This window comes from Streptomyces deccanensis (assembly GCF_022385335.1).
Lineage (GTDB): Bacteria > Actinomycetota > Actinomycetes > Streptomycetales > Streptomycetaceae > Streptomyces > Streptomyces deccanensis.
Map to the genome: position 1 here is coordinate 2,404,946 of NZ_CP092431.1, position 22,385 is coordinate 2,427,330.

Below are 22,385 nucleotides of genomic sequence, written 5' to 3' on the forward strand. Positions count from 1 at the left end.
GTGACGTCCTACACCTCGATCCCCTCCGTGCCCCGGCTGGTGATCGCCGCGCCCTCGTCGCGCAGCGGCAAGACCACCGTGGCGACGGGGTTGATGGCGGCGCTCACCGAGCGGGGGCTCGCCGTGTCCCCGCACAAGGTGGGGCCGGACTACATCGACCCCGGCTACCACGCGCTCGCGAGCGGGCGGGTGGGGCGGAACCTCGACGCGTACCTGTGCGGGCCCGATCTGGTCGCGCCGCTCTTCGCGCACGGCGCGCGCGGGTGCGACATCGCCGTCGTCGAGGGCGTGATGGGTATGTTCGACGGGGCCTCGGGCCAGGGGGAGCTGGCGTCCACCGCGCATGTGGCGAAGCTGCTGCGGGCGCCGGTGGTGCTGGTCGTGGACGCGTCGTCGCAGTCGCGGTCGGTGGCGGCGCTGGTGCACGGGTTCGCCTCCTGGGATCCCGAGGTGCGGATCGGGGGCGTGATCCTCAACAAGGTCGCCTCGGACCGGCACGAGGAACTGCTGCGGGACGCCCTGGAGTCGACCGGTGTGCCCGTGCTGGGGGTGCTGCGGCGGGCTCCTCAGGTGGACACCCCGTCCCGGCATCTGGGACTGGTCCCGGTCGCGGAACGGCAGGCAGCCGCGCTGGAGGCCGTGGCGGCGATGGCCGCGCAGGTGCGGGCCGGGTGCGACCTGGAGGCGCTGGTCGCGCTCGCCCGCAGCGCCGGGGCGTTGTCGGGGCCGGCGTGGGAGCCGCCCGTCACGACCACGGGGAGGCGGGAGGTGGTCGCCGTGGCCGGTGGGCCCGCGTTCACCTTCTCCTACGCCGAGCACGCGGAGCTGCTGACCGCCGCGGGTGCTGAGGTCGTCGTCTTCGATCCGCTGCGGGACGAGCAACTGCCGGACGGGACACGCGGGTTGGTGATCGGCGGCGGGTTCCCCGAGATGTACGCCGCCGAGCTGTCCGCCAACGAGCCGCTGCGCAAGGCCGTCGCCGAGCTGGCGTTCGGCGGGGCTCCGGTGGCCGCCGAGTGCGCCGGTCTGCTCTACCTGTGCCGGGAACTGGACGGCCAACCCATGTGCGGGGTACTGGACGCGACGGCGCGGATGGACGAGCGGCTGACCCTCGGGTACCGCGACGCCGTGGCCGTGGGCGACAGCGTGCTCGCGCCGGCCGGGACCCGGATGCGGGCCCACGAATTCCACCGGACGGTCGTCGAGCCGGGGGCCGGGCCCGCGCCCGCCTGGGGGATACGGTCCCCCCGGCCGCGGGTCGAGGGGTTCGTGCGGGGAGGGGTGCACGCGAGCTATCTGCACACCCACTGGGCCGCGGAACCCGGTGTCGCACGGCGGTTCGTGGACAGATGCCGGGCGTCATGAGCGGTTCGTCGGGTGTCATGGGCGGCCGGGCTGACGTCGTGGGTGGTCCGTCGGCCGGTGGGGGGTTCCGCTCACTCCGCCACGCCCACCACCAGCCAGATGAAGGCCGCCCCGGCGATCGTGCACAACAGGGTGGAGTGGGCCGGGTGTTCGTGGTGGGCCTCGGGGAGGATCTCGGCGGCGGCGAGATAGAGCAGGGCGCCGCCGAAGAAACCGAGGTAGCAGCCGAGCGGGCCCTCCGGGATCGTGAACAGCAGCGTGGAGGCGGCTCCCACCACCGGGGCCGCCGCGTCCGCGAACAGCATCGCGAGCGCACGGCGGCGGGCGTTGCCGTAGACGCTGGTGAGCGTGTACGTGTTGAAGCCGTCCGCGAAGTCGTGGGCGATCACCGCGAGCGCGACCGCGATGCCCATGCCCTGGCCGATCTGGAAGGCCGCGCCGATCGCGACGCCGTCCATGGCGCTGTGCCCGACCATCGCGGCCGCCGCCGTCAGGCCCACCTGGGGCGTACGGCCGTTGTGCTCCTCCGCGCCGTGTGCCGCCTGGCGGGCGGCCAGCAGGCGTTCCACCAGGTGGGCCAGGAGGAACCCGGCGACGAAGAGCAGCAGCGCGGCCGGCACGCCGAAGACCTCGTCGCCTGCGGCCTCCAGCGCCTCCGGGAGCAGGTCGAGGCCGACCACGCCCAGCATCAGACCGCCGGCCAGGCCCAGCACGAGGTGACGGCGGTCCGTCACGCGTTGTGCCGTCCAGCCGCCGAGCAGCGTCATCAGGAACGCGCCGAGTGCCACGAAGACCGCCATGCGTCTTTGCTACCGGATGAGGGGGCGGTGTCGGCTGCGGCGCCCCGGGGTGGTGTGTTCCCGGGAAGGTCGGGTTTTGACTGCGGGTCGTTCGTGGCTGGTCGCGCAGTTCCTCGCGCCCCTGTGGGGCGCGGCTGTGGCTGACCGTGTGTTCGGAGCACTCGTTGTCGGTGTGGGCGCCTCTGCCGGGGTTTCGGTGGTGGAGGTTCTCGGGCTGCTGGAAGGGGTGCTGCGGGATGCCGGGCTCTCCCTCGGGGCCGTTTCCGCGCTCGTCACCGTCGAGGCCAAAGCCGGTGAACCGGGCCTTGTCCAAGCCGCCGAACGGCTCGGTGTCCCCCTGGTCGCCTACGCCGCCGAGGAGTTGGCCGCCGTCGTGGTGCCGAACCCCTCCGGCGCGGCCCTCGCCGCCGTCGGTACCCCGTCCGTCGCGGAGGCCGCCGCGCTCGTCGGCGGGGGTGAACTGCTCGTGCCGAAGCGGAAGTCGGAGCCGGTGGACGGGCGGGCGGGGAGGGCGACGTGTGCCGTCGCGACGGCGAACCCTGGCTTCGCCGGACCCGGCGGGAGTCGGCATGATGATCGTTGCGGCCGTGACCGCGACCGGAACCATGACCATGACCGCGACGGTGACCACCGCCGACCGCGCTGACCGACCGCCCCCGCTTCCGCGCCCGCACCACCCCTTCCGCCCCTCCGAGGAGACACCGTGACCACCCCGCCGCCCGCCCTGCTCATCGCCGGTCATGGAACCCGGGACGAGGCCGGGGCCGAGGTGTTCCGTGACTTACTGCGCGAGCTGGGACGCCGCCACCCCGGGCTGCCCGTCGGGGGCGGCTTCGTCGAGCCGTACCGGCCGCCGCTGGGCGAGGCCGTGACCGCGCTGGTGGAGCACGGGGTACGGCGGTTCGTGGTGGTCCCGCTGGTGCGGGAGTCCGCCGGGCGTGCGGAGGCGGACGCCCGGGCGGCGCTGGGCCGGCTGCGGGAGCGGCACCCGGAGGTGTCGTACCAGTACGGCCGCGCCCCGGGCCCCCACCCCGTGCTGCTGGACCTGCTGGAGCGGCGGGTGGAGGAGGCACTGGGATCGCCCTCGCCGAGGACTCCGGGCGACCGGGCCGATGTGACCGTCCTGCTCGTCGGGTACGGGTCCACGGACCCCGAGGCCAACGCCGAGGTGCACAGGGCGGCCCGGTTGTTGTGGGAGGGGCGCGGATACGCGGGTGTGGAGACGGCGTTCGTCTCGATGGCGGCGCCGGACGTGCCGAGCGGTCTCGAGCGGTGTGCGCGGCTGGGGGCGCGGCGGATCGTCGTCCTGCCGTACTTCCCGCTCGACGGCGGGCCGGCGGACCGGGTGCGGCAGCAGACCGAGGGCTGGGCTGCCGCGCGTCCGGAGATCGGGGTACGGTCGGCCGATGTCATCGGACCGGAGCCGGAGCTGCTCGATCTGATCGTGGAGCGGTACCGGGAGGCGCTGGAGGGCGACCCGTACATGAACCGCGATTCCCACGACTCCCCCGCCCCGGGCGGCACTCCGCCCGGCGACTCTCCGCCCGGCGGCGGGAACAGCCCGGGGCTGCCGCGACAGCCGTACGTCCGTCCGGACCGCGACGGGCACCACGGTCACGAACATCACGACTGGGGACACACGCACTCCCATGCACACTGATTCCGACTCCGGGCGCAGGCACGACCTGCGGAACACGGGTCATGACCTGGCCGATTCGGGCCAGGGACCGGCGCACGCGGGTCATGACCTGCGGCATCACGGCGACGCCGAGGTGCGGGACGACGGGGCGAAACTCATCGACCTCGCCGTGAACGTCCGGACCGGCACACCGCCCGCCTGGCTGCGGGAGCGGATAGCCGGGTCGCTGACCGGGCTGGCCGCCTACCCCGACGGGCGGGCCGCGCGGGCGGCGGTGGCGGACCGGCACGGGCTGCCCGCCGAGCGGGTCCTGCTCACGGCGGGCGCGGCCGAGGCGTTCGTGCTGCTGGCCCGCGCCCTGAAGGTCCGTCACCCGGTGGTCGTGCACCCGCAGTTCACCGAGCCCGAGGCCGCGCTGCGGGACGCCGGGCACGCCGTGGACCGGGTGCTGCTGCGGGAGGCGGACGGCTTCCGGCTGGACCCGGCGGCCGTGCCGGAGGACGCGGACCTGGTGGTCGTGGGCAACCCGACCAATCCGACGTCGGTGCTGCACCCGGCGGAGTCCCTCGTCCGGCTGGCCCGGCCGGGGCGGACGCTGGTGGTCGACGAGGCGTTCATGGACGCGGTGCCGGGTGAGCGTGAGGCGCTGGCCGGGCGGACGGACGTGCCCGGCCTCGTCGTCCTGCGCAGCCTGACCAAGACCTGGGGGCTGGCCGGGCTGCGGATCGGTTACGTCCTCGCCGCGCCCGGGACGATCGCCGAGCTGGAGCGCGCCCAGCCGCTGTGGCCGGTGTCGACGCCCGCTCTCGCGGCGGCCGAGGCGTGTGTCTCGGACCGGGCGCTGGCGGAGGCCGCCGAGGCGGCCGGCCGTGTCGTCGCCGACCGGGCCCATCTCGTCGCCGGGCTGCGGGAGTTCGCCCCCGACGGCCTGGTCGTGGCCGAGCCCGCCGAGGGCCCGTTCGTCCTCGTCCGGCTGCCCCGCGCGACCGCCGTACGGCGGCATCTGCGCAGCCTGGGCTTCGCCGTTCGCCGCGGTGACACGTTCCCGGGGCTGGACGACGCGTGGCTGCGCCTGGCGGTCCGCGACCGGACCACGGTCAACGGCTTCCTCCAGGCGCTGGACCGGGCGATGACACTGGCGGACCGCTGAGCACAGGGCTCGGCGGTCCGTCGACCGCGTCAGCCGGGCGGAGGGGCTCTACGGCCCACCGGCCGGACCAGCCGGCCGGCCACTGCCTCCGGGGGAGGGTCAGCGGTCAGCGGGGGCGCCCGTACGGTGTCTCGCCCCTGCGGACCGACTCACGGGTGCCGTCCGGGAAGCGGATGCGCACGTCGCCGTCGGCGTCGACGCTCGCGCTCGCTCCGGTGTGCGGGGTGTCCGGGTCGCCGCTCAGCAGGACGAGGGTGACCAGGAGCGATTCCCTCCCGCCGGGTGGCGTCCGCCCTTCGAGGACGGGCGTCGCCGAGTGGTGCCCGTAGGCGTTCGTCCCGGCGGCCGACACGACCGTGCCGGGGCCGTCGCCCCAGCCGTGCAGGCCCACGAGCGCGCTGGTCAGGCCGTCCGCCCGGCGGGCCACTGCCCAGCCCGGCCCGGACCTGCCCTCCGGCGGCCCGTCGTCGTCCGCCACGGCCCAGCCCCCTTCGCGTACGGGCGTGCCGGCCGCGGCGTGGACGCGGTGGACCCTGACCTCCCAGGGGCCGTGCACCACGCTGACCGTCTCGATCCCGTCGCCGTCTCGGTTCCTGCCGCCGTCCGCGTTCCTGCCGCTGTCCGCACTGCCGTACCGGGACGCGGCCCGGCGGCCCTCGGTGCCCAGGGGCTGGATACGGCCCCGTGGGGAGGGGGTGCCGTCGGGTGCGAGCAGGGCGAGGTGGTTGTCGGGGGCCGTGTCCGGGGCGGGCGGGGTCTCCGGTGCCGTCGCGCTGGAGTAGCCGAGCCGGGCGTAGTGCGGGCTGTCGTCGGCGGTGGCGGGCGGCGGCGGCAACCGGTCGCTGCCGTGGTTGACGAGGCGTACGAGGCCGTCGGCGGCGGTGGTGTGCAGCAGCCAGCCGGGGCCGGGCAGGGCGAGCGTGGTGTCGTCGGTGTCGATCGGCGCGGGCTCCTCCGGCGCGGTCCACACGGGGTGGCTCTCGGGCAGCAGCAGGCCGAGGAAGGCCTTGCTCGCCCAGTACGGCGAGGCGGGGCCCGAGTAGCGCTGGGTGACGGGGAGGAAGGGCCGGTACCAGCCCAGGGTGAGCAGGCCCCGCTCGTCGGGCACACCCCGCTCCGCGAAGTGCCGCAGGGCACCGGACGCGAGCCGTCTGGTGCGGCCCGGCGGCAGGGGCGTGGCGTCGGCGAGGGCGCCCGCCCACAGCGGGGCGGTGGTCGCGAAACGGTAGGTGAGGGAGCGGCCCTGGTGGACCGGACCGCCGTCGGCGCCGAAGAAGTGCTGGTGGGCGGCGAGGAACTCGCGCAGCCGCGCCCGGTGCCGGGCCACCGCCGCCGCGTCCGCCCGGGGACCGGCGATGCGGGCCCACAGCACCGGATACAGGTGCAGCGCCCAGCCGTTGTAGTAGTCGAACTTCCGCCCGTCGCCGTCGGTGTACCAGCCGCCGCCCCGGTACCAGTCCTCCAGCCGGGCGAGCCCCGCGTCGATCTCGGCGCGGCTGTGCGGGGCGCCGACCGAGGCGAGGAACTCCTCGGTGATCACCTGGAAGAGCCGCCAGTTGGAGTCGTTGACGTCCGCGCCGACGAATCCGCCCAGCCAGTCGGCGACCCGGGCGCGCACCCCGTCGTCGAGCCGGTCCCACAGCCACGGGCGCGTCTCGTGCAGGGCGATCGCGATCGACGCGGCCTCCACCATGGGCTGCGCCCGGTCGGTGATCGCCGGCCACCGCTCGTCACCGCCGGCGGGGTCGGACCCGGCGGCGAGCCCGGCCGCGTACCGCTCGATCAGCGCGGGCCCGACCCGCCCCCGCGAGCCGGCGATCCGAAAGGCGGCGAGCAGGAAGGACCGCGCGAACCCCTCCAGCCCGTCGGACACGGGACCGGAGTGACTGGCCCGCCCCGGCAGCCGGTACTGCGCGAGGCCCGGCGAGGCGTAGGGCACCAGCCCGTCGAGCAGCCGGTCGGCCATGGCTTCCCAGTGGGCTCGGGTCCAGCCGGTGAAAGGGGAGAGGGAGGGGTCTGCGGGCGGGAGCGTCGAGCTGTCGGCGGGCGACATGTGCGGCGCGGTCATAGGGGAGTGCGTCCTCCGGTGAGTTGTGGTCGAGGGCAAGGGCAGCGCGCCCCTTCAGGGGCGCGGGGAACTGCGCGACCAGCCACGACGGACCCGCACGGTCACAACGGCCCCCTCGGCGACGCCACACTCCGCCGCACGACGATGTGCGTCCCCAGCACATGCCGACCCCCCACCCCCCGTTCGGGATCCCGCAGAGCGATCCGCACAGCCGCCCGTCCCAGCTCCTCCGCAGGAGTCCGCACCGTCGTGAGCGGCGGGTCGAAGTCCTCGGCGAGCGGGATGTCGTTGTACCCGACCACCGAGATGTCGTCGGGAACGCTCAGCCCGGCCTCGGCGATCGCGCGGAGCGCGCCCGCCGCGACCATGTCGTCCCCCGCGAACACGGCCGTGAACTCCCGTGTCTCCTGGAGCAGTTCGGTCATCGCCCGCAGCCCGGCGGGGCGGCCGAGGCCACAGTCGACGACCCGCGCGGCCTCGGGCGGCAGCCCGTGCTCCGCCAGCGCGGCCCGGTATCCCGCGACGCGGGCGTCGAGCGCCGTGTTGCCGGGCAGCCCGCCGAGGAAGACGATCCTGCGATGCCCGGCCGACAGCAGATGCGCGGTGATCGCCCGCGCCCCCGCCTCGTTGTCGAACTCGACGACCAGCGCCGGTATCCCGGGGTCGGGGGCCGGCCGCCCGCAGAGCACGAGCCGGGCCCCGGAGGCGTCCAGGGCCTGCGCGTACTGGGCCACGCGCGAGCGGTAGGCGTCGTCCTCGACGACCCCGCCGACCAGGATCACCAGCCGCGCCCCCTCCTCGCGCATCAGCCGTACGAAGTCCATCTCCCGCTGCGGGTCTCCCCCGGTCGCGCCGACCACGCACAGCCAGCCCCGGTCGGCGGCCTCCGCCTCGACGCCCTCGGCGACCTGGGCGTAGAAGGGGCTGGTGACCTGACGGACGACGACGGCGGCCATCTTGCGGCCGCCGCCGACCAGGGCGCGGGCGTGCGCGTTGGCGACGTAGTCGAGGTCGCGGGCGGCGCGCAGGACGCGGGCCCGGGTGGCGGCGGGCACCGGATGGTTGCCGCTGAGCGCGCGGGAGGCGGTGGCCGTCGACACCCCCGCCCGCACGGCGACCTCCCGAATCGTGACCCGTCCCTTGCCCGCCGGTTCCTTGGGCTCCGCCTCCCCCGGCCCCCTGGCCCCGGACCCCGTCTCAACCGGACCCATGCCCACAGACCTCGCACCCGTCTCTACCGGGCCCGTGCCCACAGACCCCGTCCCCGTCTCCCCCGAGCCCGTGCCCGTGCCCACAGACCCCGTCCCCGTCTCCCCCGAGCCCGTGCCCGCAGACCCCGTCCCCGCCCTCACCCCCGCCGGGCCGTTGCCCACGGACCCCGTCCCCGTGTCCACCGGGACCGGGCCTCCGGACACCTGATGCTGCCGCGCCGGGGTCTCGGTCTCCGTCTCCTCGGGTGCCATGTCGTTCCCCATCCCCCGCGTCTCCTGTTCCGCTGCCGTCGGCCGCAGGCCGTCGCTCATGTGTTGGCCGCGTAGTCCTTCGCGAACTCCTCGGCCATTCTGTCGCCGCCCCGCTGCCGCCACTTCTTCACGGTCGCGTCCCATTCCGAGAGCGGGAGCCGACCGGCGACGATGCCGGTGAGCGTGTCCTCGACGAGGGCCTTGAGCGTGGCGCCCTGGGAGTTCTTCGTGGCCGACTGGAGCCCGAAGGAGGCGTTGCGGACGGCGCGCGGCACGACCTTCCGCTGCCAGGTGTGCAGGGCCCGTACGGCGTCCGGCATGCCCGGCACGAACAGCACCTGCGGGCCCTCGGCGAGGTACTTCAGCGGGAGGTTGGTGTTGTTCTCGACCTCGCCGAGCTTGGTGACCTGCGGGGAGCCGTCCGCCCCTCGGGTGAAGTGGGTGCCCTCGACGCCGTAGTGGACGAGTTCCCACTCCTCGCTGCCGAAGGGCGCGGCGAGGTAGTCGAGGACCCGTAGCAGCAGTTCGATCCGTTCCTTCTTCGCCTTCTTCAGCACGGTGTGGCCGAAGGAGCGGCGGGCGGCGACGATCCCGCCGGGCTCCCCGCCGACGCTGTACGGGAGGGCGGCCGCGGGGGTCAACTTGCCCTTACTCTCGCGGTACTTGGGCAGGTACGCGCCGAAGCCGTCCTGCATCGAGCCGACCGTGCCGTTGTAGTAGAGGGTGGTCAGGTCGATCTGGGAGATGGACGTGGCGTCGGGGTGGTACGAGCCGTCCTGGCGCAGCCGGGCCTGGAAGGCGACGGCCGCCTTGAAGCGCTCGTCGGCCCAGGCGGGTTCGAAGGTGCCGCCCTTGGTGACGGACCACTCCATGGGGGCGTTGTGGGCGGCCGCGTGGACGGCGTTGCCGAAGAGGGAGCCGGCCGCGGCGCCGAGGGCGTAGGTGCGTCCGGCGGTGGCCCGCTTCGCGACGGCCGCGAAGTCGTCGGCGCTCCAGCCCTCCCGCATGCCCGCGTCGGTGAACATGCCCTGGTTGAGCCAGAGCGTGGAGCCGGGCAGCGGGCGTTCCAGCGGGATGCCGTAGAGGAGGCCGCCGATGCGGCCCATGTCCCGCCAGGCGTGGGTGGGGATGTTGGCGAGGTTCGGGTAGTCGGCGATCGCGTCGCCGGAGAGGTACGGCGTGAGGTCCTCGGCCCGGCGCCGGACGAACTCGGCCTCGCGGGGCAGGACGAAGCCGGAGAAAACGTTGATGATGTCGGGGAGGGTGTCGGGGTCGCCGGCCATCACCGTCGCCATCTTCTTCTGGTAGTCGGCCTGCGGGACGATCGTGTACTCGATCTTCACGCCGAGGGCTTTCTCGACCGCCGCCCAGAACCGGTTGGCGGAGGCGGGCTTCGGGGGCGTGCCGAACGACACGGACAGGACCTTGACCGTGGAGCCGTCGCCCGGGGTGCGGGAGACGCTCTTCGCCAGGTCGGCGGGGTAGGCGGTGTAGCCGGCCTGGACGCCGGCCTCGGTGGGCGCGAGGTCCGGCTTCGGGCCGCGCGCGGGGGTGTACGTCGGCCAGGGCGCGAGCTTCTTGCCCGCGTTGGAGACGTCGCTGTCGCCGGAGCTCGTGGAGCAGGCGGTCAGCACGCCCGGGACGGAGACGGCGGCCAGGGAACCGAGCAGAGTACGTCGGGACATGCTGGGCATGGGTGAACCCCTCGTGTCGGCCTGAATCGGCGTGGGTCAGCTCTTGATGGCGCCGGTGAGCACGCCCTTGGTGAAGTACTTCTGGAGGAAGGGGTAGACGAGCAGGATCGGTACGGTGGCGATCACCAGCACCGCCATCTGCACGGTCTGCGGCGCGGTGACCGTGCCCTCGCCGGTGGTCGCGTCGGTGAGGCCGGAGCCGGCCACCACATAGGTGCGCAGGACCTGTTGGAGGGGCCAGTGGTCGCTCTCCAGGTACAGCGAGGCGTAGAACCAGGAATTCCAGTACGCCACCGCGTAGAACAGTCCGACGACGGCGAGCGCGGCCTTGGACAGCGGCAGGACGACGGAGAACAGCACCCGCCAGTCGCCCGCTCCGTCGAGGCGCGCGGCCTCGTACAGCTCCTCGGGGATGCCCTGGAAGAAGCCGCGCAGCACGACCAGGTTGAAGACGTTGACGAGGACGGGCAGCACCAGGGAGGCGTAACTGTCCAGCAGGCCCAGCTCCTTGACCAGGAGGAAGCTCGGGATCATGCCGGGCGGGAAGAGGAAGGTGAACAGGATGAGCAGCAGCGCCGGCCGGCCTCCGAAGACCCCGGGCCGGGAGAGCGCGTAGGCGAGGGTGACGGTGCAGGCGAGGCTGAGGAGGGTGCCGACGATCGTCACGCCCGCGCTGACGGCGAGGGCGTGGGTGACGATGCCGCCGTCGAGGATGTCGCGGTAGGCGTCGAGGCTGGGCTCGGTCGGCCAGAGGACCCAGCCGCCGTTCGCCACGACCTCGTCGGTGGAGGCGAGGGAGGTCGAGACGATGACGAGGAACGGCACGCAGACCAGGAGGACGACGGCGGCCAGGGCCATGGCCTTGGCGGCCTGGGTCACCGGCTTCGGCTTCTCCAGCCAGCCCGGTCGAGTCCGGGCGCTCACTTGTAGACCCCCTGTTCGCCGAGGCGGTGGGCGACCTTGTTGGCGGCGTACACGAGCAGCGCGCCGATGACGCCCTTGAACAGGCCCGCGGCGGCGGCGAATCCGTAGTCGCCGCCGACGATGCCCTGGTAGTAGACGAAGGTGTCGATGATCTCGGCGGCCTCCGGGCCGACCGCGTCGCGCTGGAGCAGCATCTGCTCGAAGCCGACGGAGAGGATGTCGCCGAGCCGCATGATGAGCAGCAGCACGATCACCGGGCGGATGGCGGGCAGCGTGACGTGCCAGAACCGCCGCCAGGGGCCGGCCCCGTCGATCGCGGCGGCCTCGTACTGCTGCTCGTCGACCTGGGCGAGGGCGGCGAGGAAGATGATCGTGCCCCAGCCGGCGTCCTTCCAGATGACCTGGGCGACGGTGAGCGGCCGGAAGGCGTCCGGGTTGCCGATGATGTCGACGGTGCTCAACCCCATGCCGTCGAGGGAGGAGTTGAGCAGTCCGGTGTCGCCGAGCACCTGTTGGAACAGGGCGACGACGATCACCCAGGAGATGAAGTGCGGCAGGTACGCCACCGACTGCACGAAGCGGCGGACGCTGCTGAAGGTGAGGCTGTGCAGCAGCAGGGCGAGGCCGAGCGGTACCGGGAAGTAGAAGACGAGCTGGAGGACGGCGATCCAGAGGGTGTTGAGGACGGCCGCCCAGAACGCCCCGTCCTCGAACATGCGCTGGAAGTTGCCCGCGCCGACCCAGGGGCTGGCCCAGATGCCGTCGAACGGCACGTACTCCTTGAACGCGATGAGGTTGCCGGCCAGGGCGCCGTAGTGGAACAGCAGGAAGTAGCCGAGGCCGGGGAGCATGAGCAGGAACAGTGCACGCGATTGGAAGCGTTTTCGGCTCGGTCGCACATCGTCCGCTCGATGAATGGTCGCGCTGTCCTCCTCTGCACCTGCACGTTCCCGTAGTAACGCGCCCACGGGTCCCCCTCACATCTCGACGTCGGAGTGAGGGGAAGTTAAAACGTTTTCATTGGACGGTCAACAGCCCTGACAAAGAAGGGCGGTTGACCCGATGACCGGATCCGGCCGCCCCGCCTCCACGGCTTCACACCGCCTCACCGATCCGTACAGGACTTCTCCGCACTGTTCGCAGTCCGGAATTCACCACCGCGCAGTCGTCCGCACCCAGCAGGGCACGCTGCTGGCGGGCCCGGCGCGGGCGGTGGAGCTGCCCGCCGTCGGCCGGGTGGTCAAGGGCGACAAGCTGCTCGCCGCCCCCGAGGGCGAGACCTACTTCCTGCCGTACACGCCGGCGCGGCGGCTCACCTTCGGCCTGGAGTGGGACCTGCGGGAGAAGGCCACCGGCGACTGGCTGTCCGAGACCGACGGGGTGCCGCCCTCGAAGCACCAGGTGACCGCCGAGTACCCGACCTCCGACCAGCTCGGCCTGGAGGACTTCCACTCCTACGCCGGCAAGAACACCGGCGCGGGCTCGGCGCTGATGAGCAATCTTCACGCGGGCAACGCGGTGTGGTCGTACAACGCCTTCTCGAACCCGTCGCTCGGGTTCTCGACCTTCCTGCGGCTGGCTACAACTAACAGGACGCGTCCAGCACTCCGGCCGGTTTCGGCTGGTCGCTGCAGGCCTCCTCGCCGGTCCGGCTCGGCACGCCGCTGGACTTCCACCCGGCCGCGCTGCTGCCCGAGCAGATCACCCTGACCGACGGCGACGGCACCAGCCACGTCTTCAGCAAGAACAAGAAGGGCGAGTGGGACTCCCCCGCCGGCGTCCACTTCCGCGTCAAGCAGCTGGAGAAGGACTGTCTGCTCCACCCCCACCAGCGCGAAGCCTGGGGATTCCTGCGCCCGGACCGGACCCGGTACCTCTTCGACTGCCAGGGCTATCCGAGCGCCCAGGTGGACAAGAACGGCAACCGGATGGAGTTCACGTACGAGGAGCGGCTGCTCGGTCACCCCTCCAAGCTGCTGAAGTACGTCACCGACGCCGAGGGCCGGCGCACACTCACCGTCGACCACTGGGAGCGATCGGCGGGCGGGCATCGGTCAGGGTGCGTACCGCTGGACCCGAAAGGTGATCACGCCTATGAAACAGCAGGTGGATTCGGCGGAACGCACAGCCCGTCGACTTGTCGAGGAGATGGATGATCTCGACACATCACTCTCGGGGCTGACTGGGTTGGTGAGACGATTTTCGGCGATCGAGTTCGAGGTCCCGGAATCCCCCGATGCGGACGGATACCTTTTCCAGTACGGCAAGGTGATGATGATTCCGCGGGGAGCCATTCGGAGTGGTGGTTCCCCGGCGGCGAGGTCTCCTTCGACAGCTGGTTGAACTCCGTGGATCAGGCACCGATTTCGCGCCTTCTCGCCACGAAGAAGCCACGTGATTTCGCGATCTGGCAGGAGCTGGTCTAGCCCGCTTCGGGTAGGTGCGGCCTTCACCGGTAGGGAGTCATACCGGGTCCGGCAGGTCCATGAGCGCGAGTTTGGCCGGGTCGACCAGGGCGGTGATCTCGGTGATGCGGCCGTCGGCGACGGTGAAGGCGAGGAGGGAGAGCGGGGTGCCGTCCTCGCTCCAGGAGATGACGCCGGGGCGGCCGTTGACGGTCGCCGCATGTCCTCGTGCCGCGCTGCCGGCCACTCGCGCGCGGGTGGCGACTTCGGTGGCTCCGAGCGTGACGAACGTGCCGTTCGGGGTGTGGACGGTGAACTCCACTTCGGGGTGGAGAACCCTCAGCAGTTCCTCGAACCGACCGTCGCGGGCTGCGGCCAGGAAGGCCCGGACCACCTCGCGTTGTTGTCTTACTGCGCTTGCCGGCTGCTGGGCGCCCTGTACCTTCCTGCGGGCACGGCTGGCGAGCATCTTGGTCGCGTCGGCCGATTTGCCGAGAATGGTGCCGATCTCCTGGAAGGGCACGGCGAACACGTCGTGCAGCACGAACGCCAGTCGTTCGTCAGGGCGCAACGAGTCGAGGACCGTGAGCAGCGCGAGGCCGACGGAGTCCCCGATCGCCGCGAGCTCTTCGGGAGCATGAGCGTCGTCGAGCGTCACGGTGCATTCGGACAACCGGTCGTCGAAGGAGACTTCCGGGCGCGTCCGACCCGACCGCAGGACATCGAGGCTGAGGCGGCCAACCACGGTGGTCAGCCAGCCGCCGAGGTTGTCGATGGCGTCGGTGTCCTGTCGGGAGAGACGCAGCCACGCCTCTTGGACCACGTCTTCCGCGTCGGCGTGTGATCCGAGCATCCGGTGGGCGACGGCGCGCAACCGGTCACGGTGGGACTCGAAAGCGTCGACGATCGGGTCCACGGAATGGGTGCCGGCCATGTTGTTACCTTCCTGGAAGCTGCTCCGTCATAGGGATGACGCGCACAGGCGCCGCGACGTAACCCGATGAAGGAGAACACTCCCGTGGAGAACCGGCTCAAGAACAAGAGCACGAACAGCCCCGATGTGTGGACCGCGATCCAGCACCTCCAGAAGGCGATCGCCGCCGGCGGCGTCGACCCGAAGCTGCTCGCGCTGGTCCACCTGCGCGCCAGCCAGATCAACAGCTGCTCGGCGTGCGTCTACGCCAGTGCCGCAGGAGCGAAGAAGGCCGGTGACACGGACGAGCGGCTGCACAACGTAGCGGCGTGGCGTGAGGCGCCGTTCTACACCGACGCGGAGCGCGCGGCACTGGCGCTGGCCGAGGCCGCCACCCGGTTGCAGGACGGCGCGCCGGGCGTCACCGACGAGATCTGGGAAGAGATCAACGCCCACTTCACCGAGGAGCAGATCGGCGCGATCAACCTGGAGATCGCGCTGACCAACTTCTTCAACCGGATCAACCGCACCATCAAGGAACCAGCAGGCAGGACCTGGGGCTGAGCCGAGCCGGCTCCTGCCCGCCGCATCGTGGAGTTCCTCGTCCGCTGCCGTCCGCTCACCGGCGCCGGATCGGCACGCCGAAGGGTTCTCGCGCCGTGGCCCCTAACTCACGACCCGCCCGTTCAGCACCACCCTCGACGGCGCCCCCAGGACGCGTACGTCCGTGCGGGGGTCCTCGTCGTACAGGACCAGGTCGGCGGGGGCGCCCTCGGTCAGGCCTGGGCGCCCCAGCCAGTCGCGGGCGTCCCAGGTGGTCGCCGCGATGGCCTCGATCGGGGGGATTCCGGCGGTGACGAGTTCCGCCACCTCCGCGGCCACCAGGCCGTGGGCGAGGGAGCCGCCCGCGTCCGTGCCGACGTAGACCGGGATGCCCGCGTCGTAGGCGTTGCGGACGGTGTCGTAGCGGCGTTCGTGGAGGCGGCGCATGTGCGCGGCCCAGTTCGGGAACTTGGCCTCGCCGCCGTCCGCCATGGAGGGGAAGGTGGCGATGTTGACCAGGGTCGGGACGATCGCGACGCCTCGGGAGGCGAACAGAGGGATCAGGTCGTCCGTCAGGCCCGTCGCGTGTTCGACGCAGTCGATGCCCGCCTCGACGAGGTCGCGGAGGGACGACTCGGCGAAGCAGTGGGCCGTCACGCGGGCGCCCAGGAGGTGCGCCTCCGTGATCGCCGCCTCGACCGCCTCACGCGGCCAGCACGGCGACAGGTCGCCCAGCCCCCGGTCGATCCAGTCCCCCACCAGCTTCACCCAGCCGTCCCCGCGCCGGGCCTCCTGGGCGACGTACGCGACGAGTTCCTCCGGCTCGATCTCGTGGGCGAAATTGCGGATGTAGCGGCGGGTGCGGGCGATGTGGCGGCCCGCACGGATGATGTTCGGCAGGTCGTCGCGGTCGTCGATCCAGCGGGTGTCGGAGGGGGAGCCCGCGTCGCGGATCAGGAGGGTGCCCGCGTCGCGGTCGGTGATGGCCTGCTTCTCCGCGACGTCCTCCGGGACCGGGCCCTGGGGGCCGAGGCCGACGTGGCAGTGCGCGTCGACCAGGCCGGGCAGGGCCCACCCCGTCACCGTGCGGATGTCGCCGGCGTTCACGGGACGGTCGTAGGTGATCCGGCCGTCCACGACCCACAGCTCGTCGCGGACGGCCTCGGGGCCGACCAGCACCCGGCCCTTCACATGCAGCACCGGCTCATCGCTCATGTACCGCAGACTAGTGCCGCGGCAGGCAACGTTTGCCCGTCAAGGAGCGGCGTCCGGTGCGTGCTCTCGGTGTGCCGGCCGAAAGCCCTCGTACTGGATGTACTTGGGTTTTCGGCCGGTGCGGCGAGAGGGCGTGCCGGGCGTCGCGACGGGGCGAACGTTGCCTGTCGCGGCACTAGCCACCCGGCTGCTCGGCCTTGCCCACCTGGTCCGACGTCTCCTCCTCCACGTTCGCCATCGCCGGGTCCAGCAGGCGGGAGAGGAAGTGGCGGGTTCGCTCGTGCTGCGGGTCGCCGATGACCCGGTCCGGGGTGCCGTCCTCGACGATCACGCCGTCGTCCATGAAGACCACACGGTCGGCGACCTCCTTCGCGAAGGTCATCTCGTGGGTCACCACCATCATCGTCATGCCGTCCTGGGCGAGCATGCGCATGACCGCCAGGACATCACCCACCAGCTCCGGGTCGAGCGCCGAGGTCGGCTCGTCGAAGAGCATCACCTCGGGGCCCATGGACAGCGCGCGGGCGATCGCGACGCGTTGCTGCTGGCCGCCGGAGAGGGAGGCGGGGTAGGCGTCCGCCTTCTCCGACAGACCCACCCGGGACAGGTTCTCCGCCGCCACCTTCGCCGCCGTCGCCTTGTCCCGCTTCAGGACCCGGCGCTGCGGCAGCGTGAGGTTCTCGGTCACCGTGAGGTGCGGGAAGAGGTTGAACTGCTGGAAGACCATGCCGATACGGCGGCGTACGGCGTCGATGTCGACGTCGGGGTCCGTCAGTTCCGTCCCGCCGACGAAGACCTGGCCCTTCGTCGGCTCCTCCAGGAGGTTCACACAGCGCAGCAGGGTCGACTTGCCGGAGCCCGACGGGCCGATGACGCACACCACCTCGCCCCGGCCGATCTCCAGATCGATGCCCTTCAGCACCTCGTTGGTGCCGAAGGACTTGTGCAGGCCCCGGACCTCGATCTCCGCCCTGGTACTCATTTCACGGCCTCCTGGGCCTTCGCCTCCATACGGCGTACGACGAAACCGAGCGGGATGGTCACCAGCAGGTAGCACAGGCCGGCGACCAGGATCGGGGTGGAGTTGGCGGTGGTGCTGGCCAGGTCACGGCCGTACTTGGACAGTTCGCGTTCCTCCAGCGTGACGCCGAGGAACAGGACCAGCGAGGAGTCCTTGAACAGCAGGACCAGTTCGTTGGTGAGCGGCGGCAGAATGATCCGGAACGCCTGCGGGATGATGATCGAGACCATCGCGCGGGCGGGCGAGAAGCCCAGCGAACGGGCCGCCTCCAGCTGCCCCTTGGGGACCGCCTGGATGCCCGCGCGGATCGTCTCCGCCATGTACGCTGCGGCCACCAGACCGAGCGCGAGCGCCACCTTGCCGTAGGTGCCGCCGGGGATCTCCGTGCCCGGGAAGGCCAGCGGTACGGCGACGCCGATGAAGATGAAGATCAGCAGGGCGGGCAGGCCCCGGAAGATCTCGATGTAGACCCCGGCGAACCAGCGGTACGGGCCCACCGACGACAGCCGCATCAGGGCGATGACCATGCCGAGGACGAGCCCGAAGACGAAGCCGGACAGCGTGTAGAGGACGGTGTTCTTCAGCGCCAGCGTGATGACGTCGGGGAACATCTGCTCGGCGATGTCCCACTGGGCGAACTGGTTCTTCAGCCGGGCCCAGTCCGCCGACACCGCGAAGGCGACGACGGCGGCGACGAACAGCGCGTACTGCGCACCCCGGGAGAGGGTGCGCTTCTGGCTCCGGCTCAGGCCCTTCCTCTTCGGCTGGAGCGGTGTGTCCGTGTCGGTCCCGCTCATGAGGCCGACGGGGAGGCCGAGGCGGCGCTCTCGTCGTACGGGCCGATCCACTGCTCGTACAGCTTCTTGTACGTGCCGTCGGACTTGGCCTCGGCCAGCGCCTTGTTGATGGCGGCGACGAGCTTGGTGTTGCCCTTCTTGACCGTGAAGCCGTACTCCTCGCCGGTGTTGATCTGCTCGGCGACCTCGAAGGCGTCGGCGTTCGCCTTGTCCTTCAACCAGCCCTGGACGACGGGGTAGTCGATGATCACGGCGTCGACCTGCTTGGTGCGCAGACCGTTGAGGACGGCGTCGGAGGACTCGAAGGAGACGGAGTCGATGCCCTTGCTCTTGGCGTAGTCCTCGCCGGTGGTCTGTGCCTGGGTGCCGACCTTCTTGCCCTTGAGGTCGGCGAAGGAGCCGATACCGGCGCTCTTGTCGGCGAGGACGGCCTGCGTCGCCTCGAAGTACGGGTCGGAGAAGTCGACGTTCTTCTTGCGCTCGTCGGTGATCGTCATACCGGCGGCGGCGAGGTCGCACTCACCGGAGTTCAGGAAGGCGCCCGTCTTGAAGTTCTCGAAGGGGGTGTCGAGGATCTCCTGCTTCACCCCCAGGTCCTCGGCGACGAGGTCGATCAGCGCCACGTCGAAGCCCTGCACCTTGCCGTCGATCTCCGACTGGAACGGCGGGTACGGGAGGTGGGTGCAGGTCGTGAGCTGACCGGCCTTCACCAGCTCCACCCCGCCGGCCGCGGTCTTGGTGCCGCCGCTGCCGCCGTCGCCGTCCGACGAACAGCCGGCCACGAGCAGCAGTCCGGCCGCGGCGGTGGTGGCGGCCAGGATGCGGGTCCGGCGTCCGGGGACCGAGTTCACGGGGAGACCTCCTGTGAGGGAACTGAGAGACGATCGATTATAAGGAAATGTTTGACTTGCTCAAATCATTCCCATGGCTACCGACCCGTTCGACCTCGGAAGTCACCGGTGAGGAGCGCACGGGTGCCGTCGGTACCCTCGACACCATCTACCCCGTCGGTGAAGAGAGCACCCCGTGACACACCCGTTTCTGGATCTGGCCCCGCTGAGCGCCTCGCACTTCGCCTCGATCGAGGACCGGGTCGCCCGGCTGCTCTCCACCGAGCAGGACGTCGTGATCACGCAGGGCGAGGCGCTGCTGCCGCTGGAGGGCGCGATCCGCGGGGCCGCCGGGCCCGGCACGACCGCGCTGAACGTGATCACCGGGCCGTACGGGCAGACCTTCGGGAACTGGCTGCGTGACTGCGGGGCGAGGGTCGTCGACCTGGCGGTGCCCTTCCACACGGCGGTGACGGCCGGGCAGATCCGGGACGCCTTCGCCGAGCATCCGGCGATCGACTTCGTGTCGCTGGTGCACGCGGAGGCGGCGACCGGCAACACCAACCCCGTGGCGGAGATCGGCGAGGTCGTCCGCGCGCACGGCGCCCTGTTCTACCTGGACGCGGTGGCCTCCGTCGGGGCCGAGCCGGTGCTGCCGGACGCGTGGGGCGTCGACCTGTGCGTGATCGGGGCGCAGAAGGCGATGGGCGGGCCGGCCGGGGTGTCGGCGATCTCGGTGAGCGAGCGGGCGTGGGCGCGGATGGCGGCCAACCCGCGGGCGCCGCGCCGCTCGTACCTCTCCCTCCTGGACTGGAAGGAGCGCTGGATCGACGGCGGCCGCCGGGCCCTGCTGCACGCGCCCGCCCAGTTGGAGATGCTCGCCCTGGAGGCCTGTCTGGAGCGCGTCGAGGCGGAGGGGCTCGACACGGTGATGTCCCGGCACGCGTCCGCCGCCGCGGCGACCCGGGCGGGCGCGCTCGCGCTGGGCGGGGGCCTCGAGCCGTACGTGCGCGAGGCGGCCGACGCCGCGCCGGTCGCCACGACCCTCCGGACGCCCGCCGGGGTCGACGCCTCGGAGCTGGTGGCCAAGGCGCTGGCCATGGATCCGGCGCTCCCGCTGGCCGCCGGCGGCGGGTCCCTCGCCTCGGAGATGGTCCGCGTGAACCACTACGGCCCCGACGCCACCCCGGGCGCCGTGCACTCCGCGCTCGCGGGGCTGGGCGCGGCCCTGGCGGAGTTCGGCGTGACCGTCGACCTGGAGGGGGCTCGGCGGGCGGCGGCAGCGGCCCTGGCGTAGAGAGTCCGTTTCGCCGGGGGAATCGCGGCACCTTTCAGCGACGGTAATGCGGCGGCAGTAATGTGATGGCAGTAATACACTGGAATTCACAGATCAGGATCCCGTATTCTTCTGCCCGCTCTTCCCCCGCCTAAACGCAAAGGTTTCGCGAACACTGGCGGGGCTGATTCGAGCAGATCTCGTGAGGGTTACGTACGTGTGACCGACTCCACAACGTGCCCGTTTTGTGCGGTAATTTACGGGCGAAAGCTCCCATACCTACCGCCTGCCCCCAGGCCCCTCACGCCCGCGTGATAACACGTGGGCGGCTCATACGTAACCCCGCGCGGCGATGCAATTCGAAATTCCCATGGGTAAATTCAAGCCCCATGACTGCCGCACAAGCAGAACCACTGACGGAAATCGCGGAAGGGATTCGGATCGACCGCCCGGACGTGTCGGACGGCGCGTCGCTGTGGCGTATCGCCGGTGACTCCGGAGCCCTGGACCTGAACTCCTCGTACAGCTATCTGCTGTGGTGCCGGGACTTCGCGGACACCTCGGCGGTGGCGCGGGACCGGTCCGGGGAACCGGTCGGGTTCGTGACCGGGTACGTGCGGCCGGAGCGACCGGACACCCTGCTGGTGTGGCAGGTGGCCGTCGACGAGGCGCACCGGGGGCTCGGGCTCGCGGGCGCCCTGCTGGACGGGCTCACCGCCCGGGTCGCGCGACGGCACCCCCTGACCACCGTCGAGACCACCATCACACCGGGCAACACCGCCTCCGAGCGCCTGTTCGCCGCGTACGCCGAACGGCACGGCGCGAGCGTCGAGCGCACGGTCCTGTTCGAGGCCGGGGACTTCCCCGACGGCCCGCACCAGCCCGAGGTGCTCCACCGCATCGGCCCGCTCTCCCCCTGAGCCCCGCCGTCACCCCCCACCCCCCGCACTCCCCCTCCCCTCCCTCACTCCCCCACGCACCGAGGAGCGATTCGACGTGACCATCACCCAGCCCGACCTGAGCGTCTTCGAGACCCTGGAGTCCGAGGTGCGCAGCTACTGCCGCGGCTGGCCCACCGTCTTCGACCGCGCGCAGGGCAGCCGGATGTTCGACGAGGACGGCCACACGTACCTGGACTTCTTCGCCGGCGCCGGGTCACTCAACTACGGCCACAACAACCCCGTACTCAAACGCGCCCTCATCGACTATCTGGAACGGGACGGCGTCACCCACGGGCTCGACATGTCGACGACCGCGAAGCGGGCGTTCCTGGAGTCCTTCCAGAACCTGGTGCTGCGGCCGCGCGACCTGCCGTACAAGGTCATGTTCCCGGGGCCGACCGGCACCAACGCGGTGGAGTCGGCGCTGAAGCTGGCGCGGAAGGTGAAGGGCCGCGAGTCGGTCGTCTCCTTCACCAACGCCTTCCACGGCATGTCGCTGGGTTCGCTCGCCGTCACCGGCAACGCCTTCAAGCGGGCCGGCGCGGGGATCCCGCTGGTGCACGGCACCCCGATGCCGTTCGACAACTACTTCGACGGCACGGTCGAGGACTTCCTGTGGTTCGAGCGGCTGCTGGAGGACCAGGGCTCCGGGCTCAACAAGCCCGCCGCCGTGATCGTGGAGACCGTGCAGGGCGAGGGCGGCATCAACGTCGCCCGCCCGGAGTGGCTGCGTGCCCTCGCCGACCTGTGCGAGCGGCAGGACATGCTGCTCATCGTCGACGACATCCAGATGGGCTGCGGTCGTACGGGCGCCTTCTTCTCGTTCGAGGAGGCCGGCATCACGCCCGACATCGTGACCGTCTCCAAGTCGATCAGCGGGTACGGGCTGCCGATGTCGCTCTGCCTGTTCAAGCCGGAGCTGGACATCTGGGAGCCGGGCGAGCACAACGGCACCTTCCGCGGCAACAACCCCGCGTTCGTGACGGCGACGGCCGCCCTGGAGGCGTACTGGGCCGACGGCTCCGTCATGGAGAAGCAGACCCGCCAGCGCGGTGAGCAGGTCGAGCAGGCGCTCATCTCCATCACGGAGGAGAACCTCGCCGACGTGAAGGAGTACCGGGGCCGCGGCCTGGTGTGGGGCATGGAGTTCCACGAGAAGGAGCGCGCGGGCCGGGTGGCCAAGCGGGCGTTCGAACTCGGGCTGCTGATCGAGACGTCCGGCCCGGAGAGCGAGGTCGTCAAACTGCTGCCGGCCCTCACCATCACCCCCGACGAGCTGGACGAGGGCCTGCGCGTCCTCGCCCGCGCCGTCCGGGAAACCGTCTGAGCGACCACCCGAGA

21 protein-coding genes and 1 pseudogene are annotated in these 22,385 nt (G+C 71.5%); 11 read left to right on the forward strand and 11 right to left on the reverse strand.

Annotated elements, in window-relative coordinates; translation table 11 throughout:
- A complete protein-coding gene (locus tag L3078_RS10735) occupies positions 1 to 1,365 on the forward strand; it encodes a cobyrinic acid a,c-diamide synthase CobB (protein WP_239753194.1) in 1,365 nt (454 codons plus the stop codon).
- A 71-nt stretch (positions 1,366 to 1,436) separates the two neighbouring features.
- On the opposite strand, the gene L3078_RS10740 is transcribed toward L3078_RS10735, so the two are convergent.
- Positions 1,437 to 2,165, reverse strand: a complete 729-nt coding sequence (locus L3078_RS10740) for a ZIP family metal transporter (RefSeq protein ID WP_239753195.1) — start codon at positions 2,163 to 2,165, stop codon at positions 1,437 to 1,439.
- A 157-nt stretch (positions 2,166 to 2,322) separates the two neighbouring features.
- On the opposite strand from L3078_RS10740, the pseudogene L3078_RS10745 reads away from it, so the two are divergent.
- The 3 genes and pseudogenes from L3078_RS10745 to cobC form a co-directional block, all read left to right on the forward strand.
- A pseudogene (locus L3078_RS10745) lies at positions 2,323 to 2,691 on the forward strand (cobalamin biosynthesis protein); the annotation flags it as partial.
- A 177-nt stretch (positions 2,692 to 2,868) separates the two neighbouring features.
- Complete coding sequence (locus L3078_RS10750; RefSeq protein WP_239753196.1) at positions 2,869 to 3,825, forward strand: sirohydrochlorin chelatase; 957 nt, start codon at positions 2,869 to 2,871, stop codon at positions 3,823 to 3,825.
- Complete coding sequence (cobC, locus tag L3078_RS10755) at positions 3,815 to 4,954, forward strand: Rv2231c family histidinol phosphate aminotransferase CobC (RefSeq protein WP_239753197.1); 1,140 nt, start codon at positions 3,815 to 3,817, stop codon at positions 4,952 to 4,954. Before L3078_RS10750 ends, cobC begins: the two co-directional genes overlap by 11 nt.
- A 106-nt stretch (positions 4,955 to 5,060) precedes the next feature.
- On the opposite strand, the gene L3078_RS10760 is transcribed toward cobC, so the two are convergent.
- Complete coding sequence (locus L3078_RS10760) at positions 5,061 to 7,022, reverse strand: DUF2264 domain-containing protein (protein ID WP_239753198.1); 1,962 nt, start codon at positions 7,020 to 7,022, stop codon at positions 5,061 to 5,063.
- A 101-nt stretch (positions 7,023 to 7,123) separates the two neighbouring features.
- Positions 7,124 to 8,233 carry a LacI family DNA-binding transcriptional regulator gene (locus tag L3078_RS10765; protein ID WP_239753199.1) on the reverse strand — a complete coding sequence of 370 codons (1,110 nt, stop codon included), beginning with the start codon at positions 8,231 to 8,233 and terminating at the stop codon, positions 7,124 to 7,126.
- A 34-nt stretch (positions 8,234 to 8,267) separates the two neighbouring features.
- On the opposite strand from L3078_RS10765, the gene L3078_RS10770 reads away from it, so the two are divergent.
- On the forward strand, positions 8,268 to 8,441 hold the full coding sequence (locus L3078_RS10770; protein ID WP_239753200.1) for a hypothetical protein: 174 nt from the start codon (positions 8,268 to 8,270) through the stop codon (positions 8,439 to 8,441).
- 100 nt (positions 8,442 to 8,541) lie between these two features.
- Here the strand turns inward: L3078_RS10770 and L3078_RS10775 are convergent, their stop codons facing one another.
- The 3 genes from L3078_RS10775 to L3078_RS10785 are packed head-to-tail and all read right to left on the reverse strand — an operon-like array spanning position 8,542 to position 11,954.
- Positions 8,542 to 10,179, reverse strand: a complete 1,638-nt coding sequence (locus L3078_RS10775; RefSeq protein WP_239753201.1) for a type 2 periplasmic-binding domain-containing protein — start codon at positions 10,177 to 10,179, stop codon at positions 8,542 to 8,544.
- 36 nt (positions 10,180 to 10,215) lie between these two features.
- Positions 10,216 to 11,103, reverse strand: coding sequence for a carbohydrate ABC transporter permease (locus L3078_RS10780; RefSeq protein WP_239753202.1), 888 nt, complete (start codon positions 11,101 to 11,103; stop codon positions 10,216 to 10,218).
- Entirely contained in the window at positions 11,100 to 11,954 is an 855-nt protein-coding gene (locus L3078_RS10785; protein ID WP_239753203.1) for an ABC transporter permease, read from the reverse strand. Before L3078_RS10785 ends, L3078_RS10780 begins: the two co-directional genes overlap by 4 nt.
- A 211-nt stretch (positions 11,955 to 12,165) precedes the next feature.
- Between L3078_RS10785 and L3078_RS10790 the strand changes: the two genes are divergently transcribed.
- Both L3078_RS10790 and L3078_RS10795 read left to right on the forward strand, forming a co-directional pair.
- Positions 12,166 to 12,813, forward strand: a complete 648-nt coding sequence (locus L3078_RS10790; RefSeq protein WP_239753204.1) for a hypothetical protein — start codon at positions 12,166 to 12,168, stop codon at positions 12,811 to 12,813.
- 384 nt (positions 12,814 to 13,197) lie between these two features.
- Entirely contained in the window at positions 13,198 to 13,446 is a 249-nt protein-coding gene (locus tag L3078_RS10795) for a hypothetical protein (protein WP_239753205.1), read from the forward strand.
- A gap of 120 nt (positions 13,447 to 13,566) precedes the next feature.
- On the opposite strand, the gene L3078_RS10800 is transcribed toward L3078_RS10795, so the two are convergent.
- The gene (locus tag L3078_RS10800) at positions 13,567 to 14,442 is read right to left on the reverse strand and encodes a sigma-70 family RNA polymerase sigma factor (protein WP_239753206.1); all 876 of its coding nucleotides are present in this window, start codon (positions 14,440 to 14,442) and stop codon (positions 13,567 to 13,569) included.
- Positions 14,443 to 14,526: 84 nt separating this feature from the next.
- Between L3078_RS10800 and L3078_RS10805 the strand changes: the two genes are divergently transcribed.
- On the forward strand, positions 14,527 to 14,985 hold the full coding sequence (locus tag L3078_RS10805) for a carboxymuconolactone decarboxylase family protein (RefSeq protein ID WP_239753207.1): 459 nt from the start codon (positions 14,527 to 14,529) through the stop codon (positions 14,983 to 14,985).
- A gap of 102 nt (positions 14,986 to 15,087) precedes the next feature.
- Here L3078_RS10805 and L3078_RS10810 read toward each other — a convergent pair whose 3' ends face one another.
- From L3078_RS10810 to L3078_RS10825, 4 genes are all read right to left on the reverse strand, one after another.
- Positions 15,088 to 16,179 carry an amidohydrolase family protein gene (locus L3078_RS10810; protein WP_239753208.1) on the reverse strand — a complete coding sequence of 364 codons (1,092 nt, stop codon included), beginning with the start codon at positions 16,177 to 16,179 and terminating at the stop codon, positions 15,088 to 15,090.
- Positions 16,180 to 16,354: 175 nt separating this feature from the next.
- On the reverse strand, positions 16,355 to 17,161 hold the full coding sequence (locus L3078_RS10815) for an amino acid ABC transporter ATP-binding protein (RefSeq protein WP_239753209.1): 807 nt from the start codon (positions 17,159 to 17,161) through the stop codon (positions 16,355 to 16,357).
- Positions 17,158 to 17,997, reverse strand: a complete 840-nt coding sequence (locus L3078_RS10820) for an amino acid ABC transporter permease (RefSeq protein WP_239753210.1) — start codon at positions 17,995 to 17,997, stop codon at positions 17,158 to 17,160. Before L3078_RS10820 ends, L3078_RS10815 begins: the two co-directional genes overlap by 4 nt.
- Complete coding sequence (locus tag L3078_RS10825; protein WP_239753211.1) at positions 17,994 to 18,848, reverse strand: transporter substrate-binding domain-containing protein; 855 nt, start codon at positions 18,846 to 18,848, stop codon at positions 17,994 to 17,996. The genes L3078_RS10820 and L3078_RS10825 overlap by 4 nt, the downstream gene beginning before the upstream one ends.
- Before the next feature lie 175 nt (positions 18,849 to 19,023).
- Here L3078_RS10825 and L3078_RS10830 point away from each other — a divergent pair, with 175 nt between their 5' ends.
- The 3 genes from L3078_RS10830 to ectB all read left to right on the forward strand — a co-directional run bounded on the left by L3078_RS10830 (position 19,024) and on the right by ectB (position 22,371).
- Positions 19,024 to 20,124, forward strand: coding sequence for a pyridoxal-phosphate-dependent aminotransferase family protein (locus tag L3078_RS10830; protein WP_239753212.1), 1,101 nt, complete (start codon positions 19,024 to 19,026; stop codon positions 20,122 to 20,124).
- A 368-nt stretch (positions 20,125 to 20,492) separates the two neighbouring features.
- Positions 20,493 to 21,023, forward strand: a complete 531-nt coding sequence (ectA, locus tag L3078_RS10835; protein ID WP_239753213.1) for a diaminobutyrate acetyltransferase — start codon at positions 20,493 to 20,495, stop codon at positions 21,021 to 21,023.
- Between the two features lie 76 nt (positions 21,024 to 21,099).
- On the forward strand, positions 21,100 to 22,371 hold the full coding sequence (gene ectB, locus L3078_RS10840; protein ID WP_239753214.1) for a diaminobutyrate--2-oxoglutarate transaminase: 1,272 nt from the start codon (positions 21,100 to 21,102) through the stop codon (positions 22,369 to 22,371).
- Positions 22,372 to 22,385 lie beyond the last annotated feature (14 nt).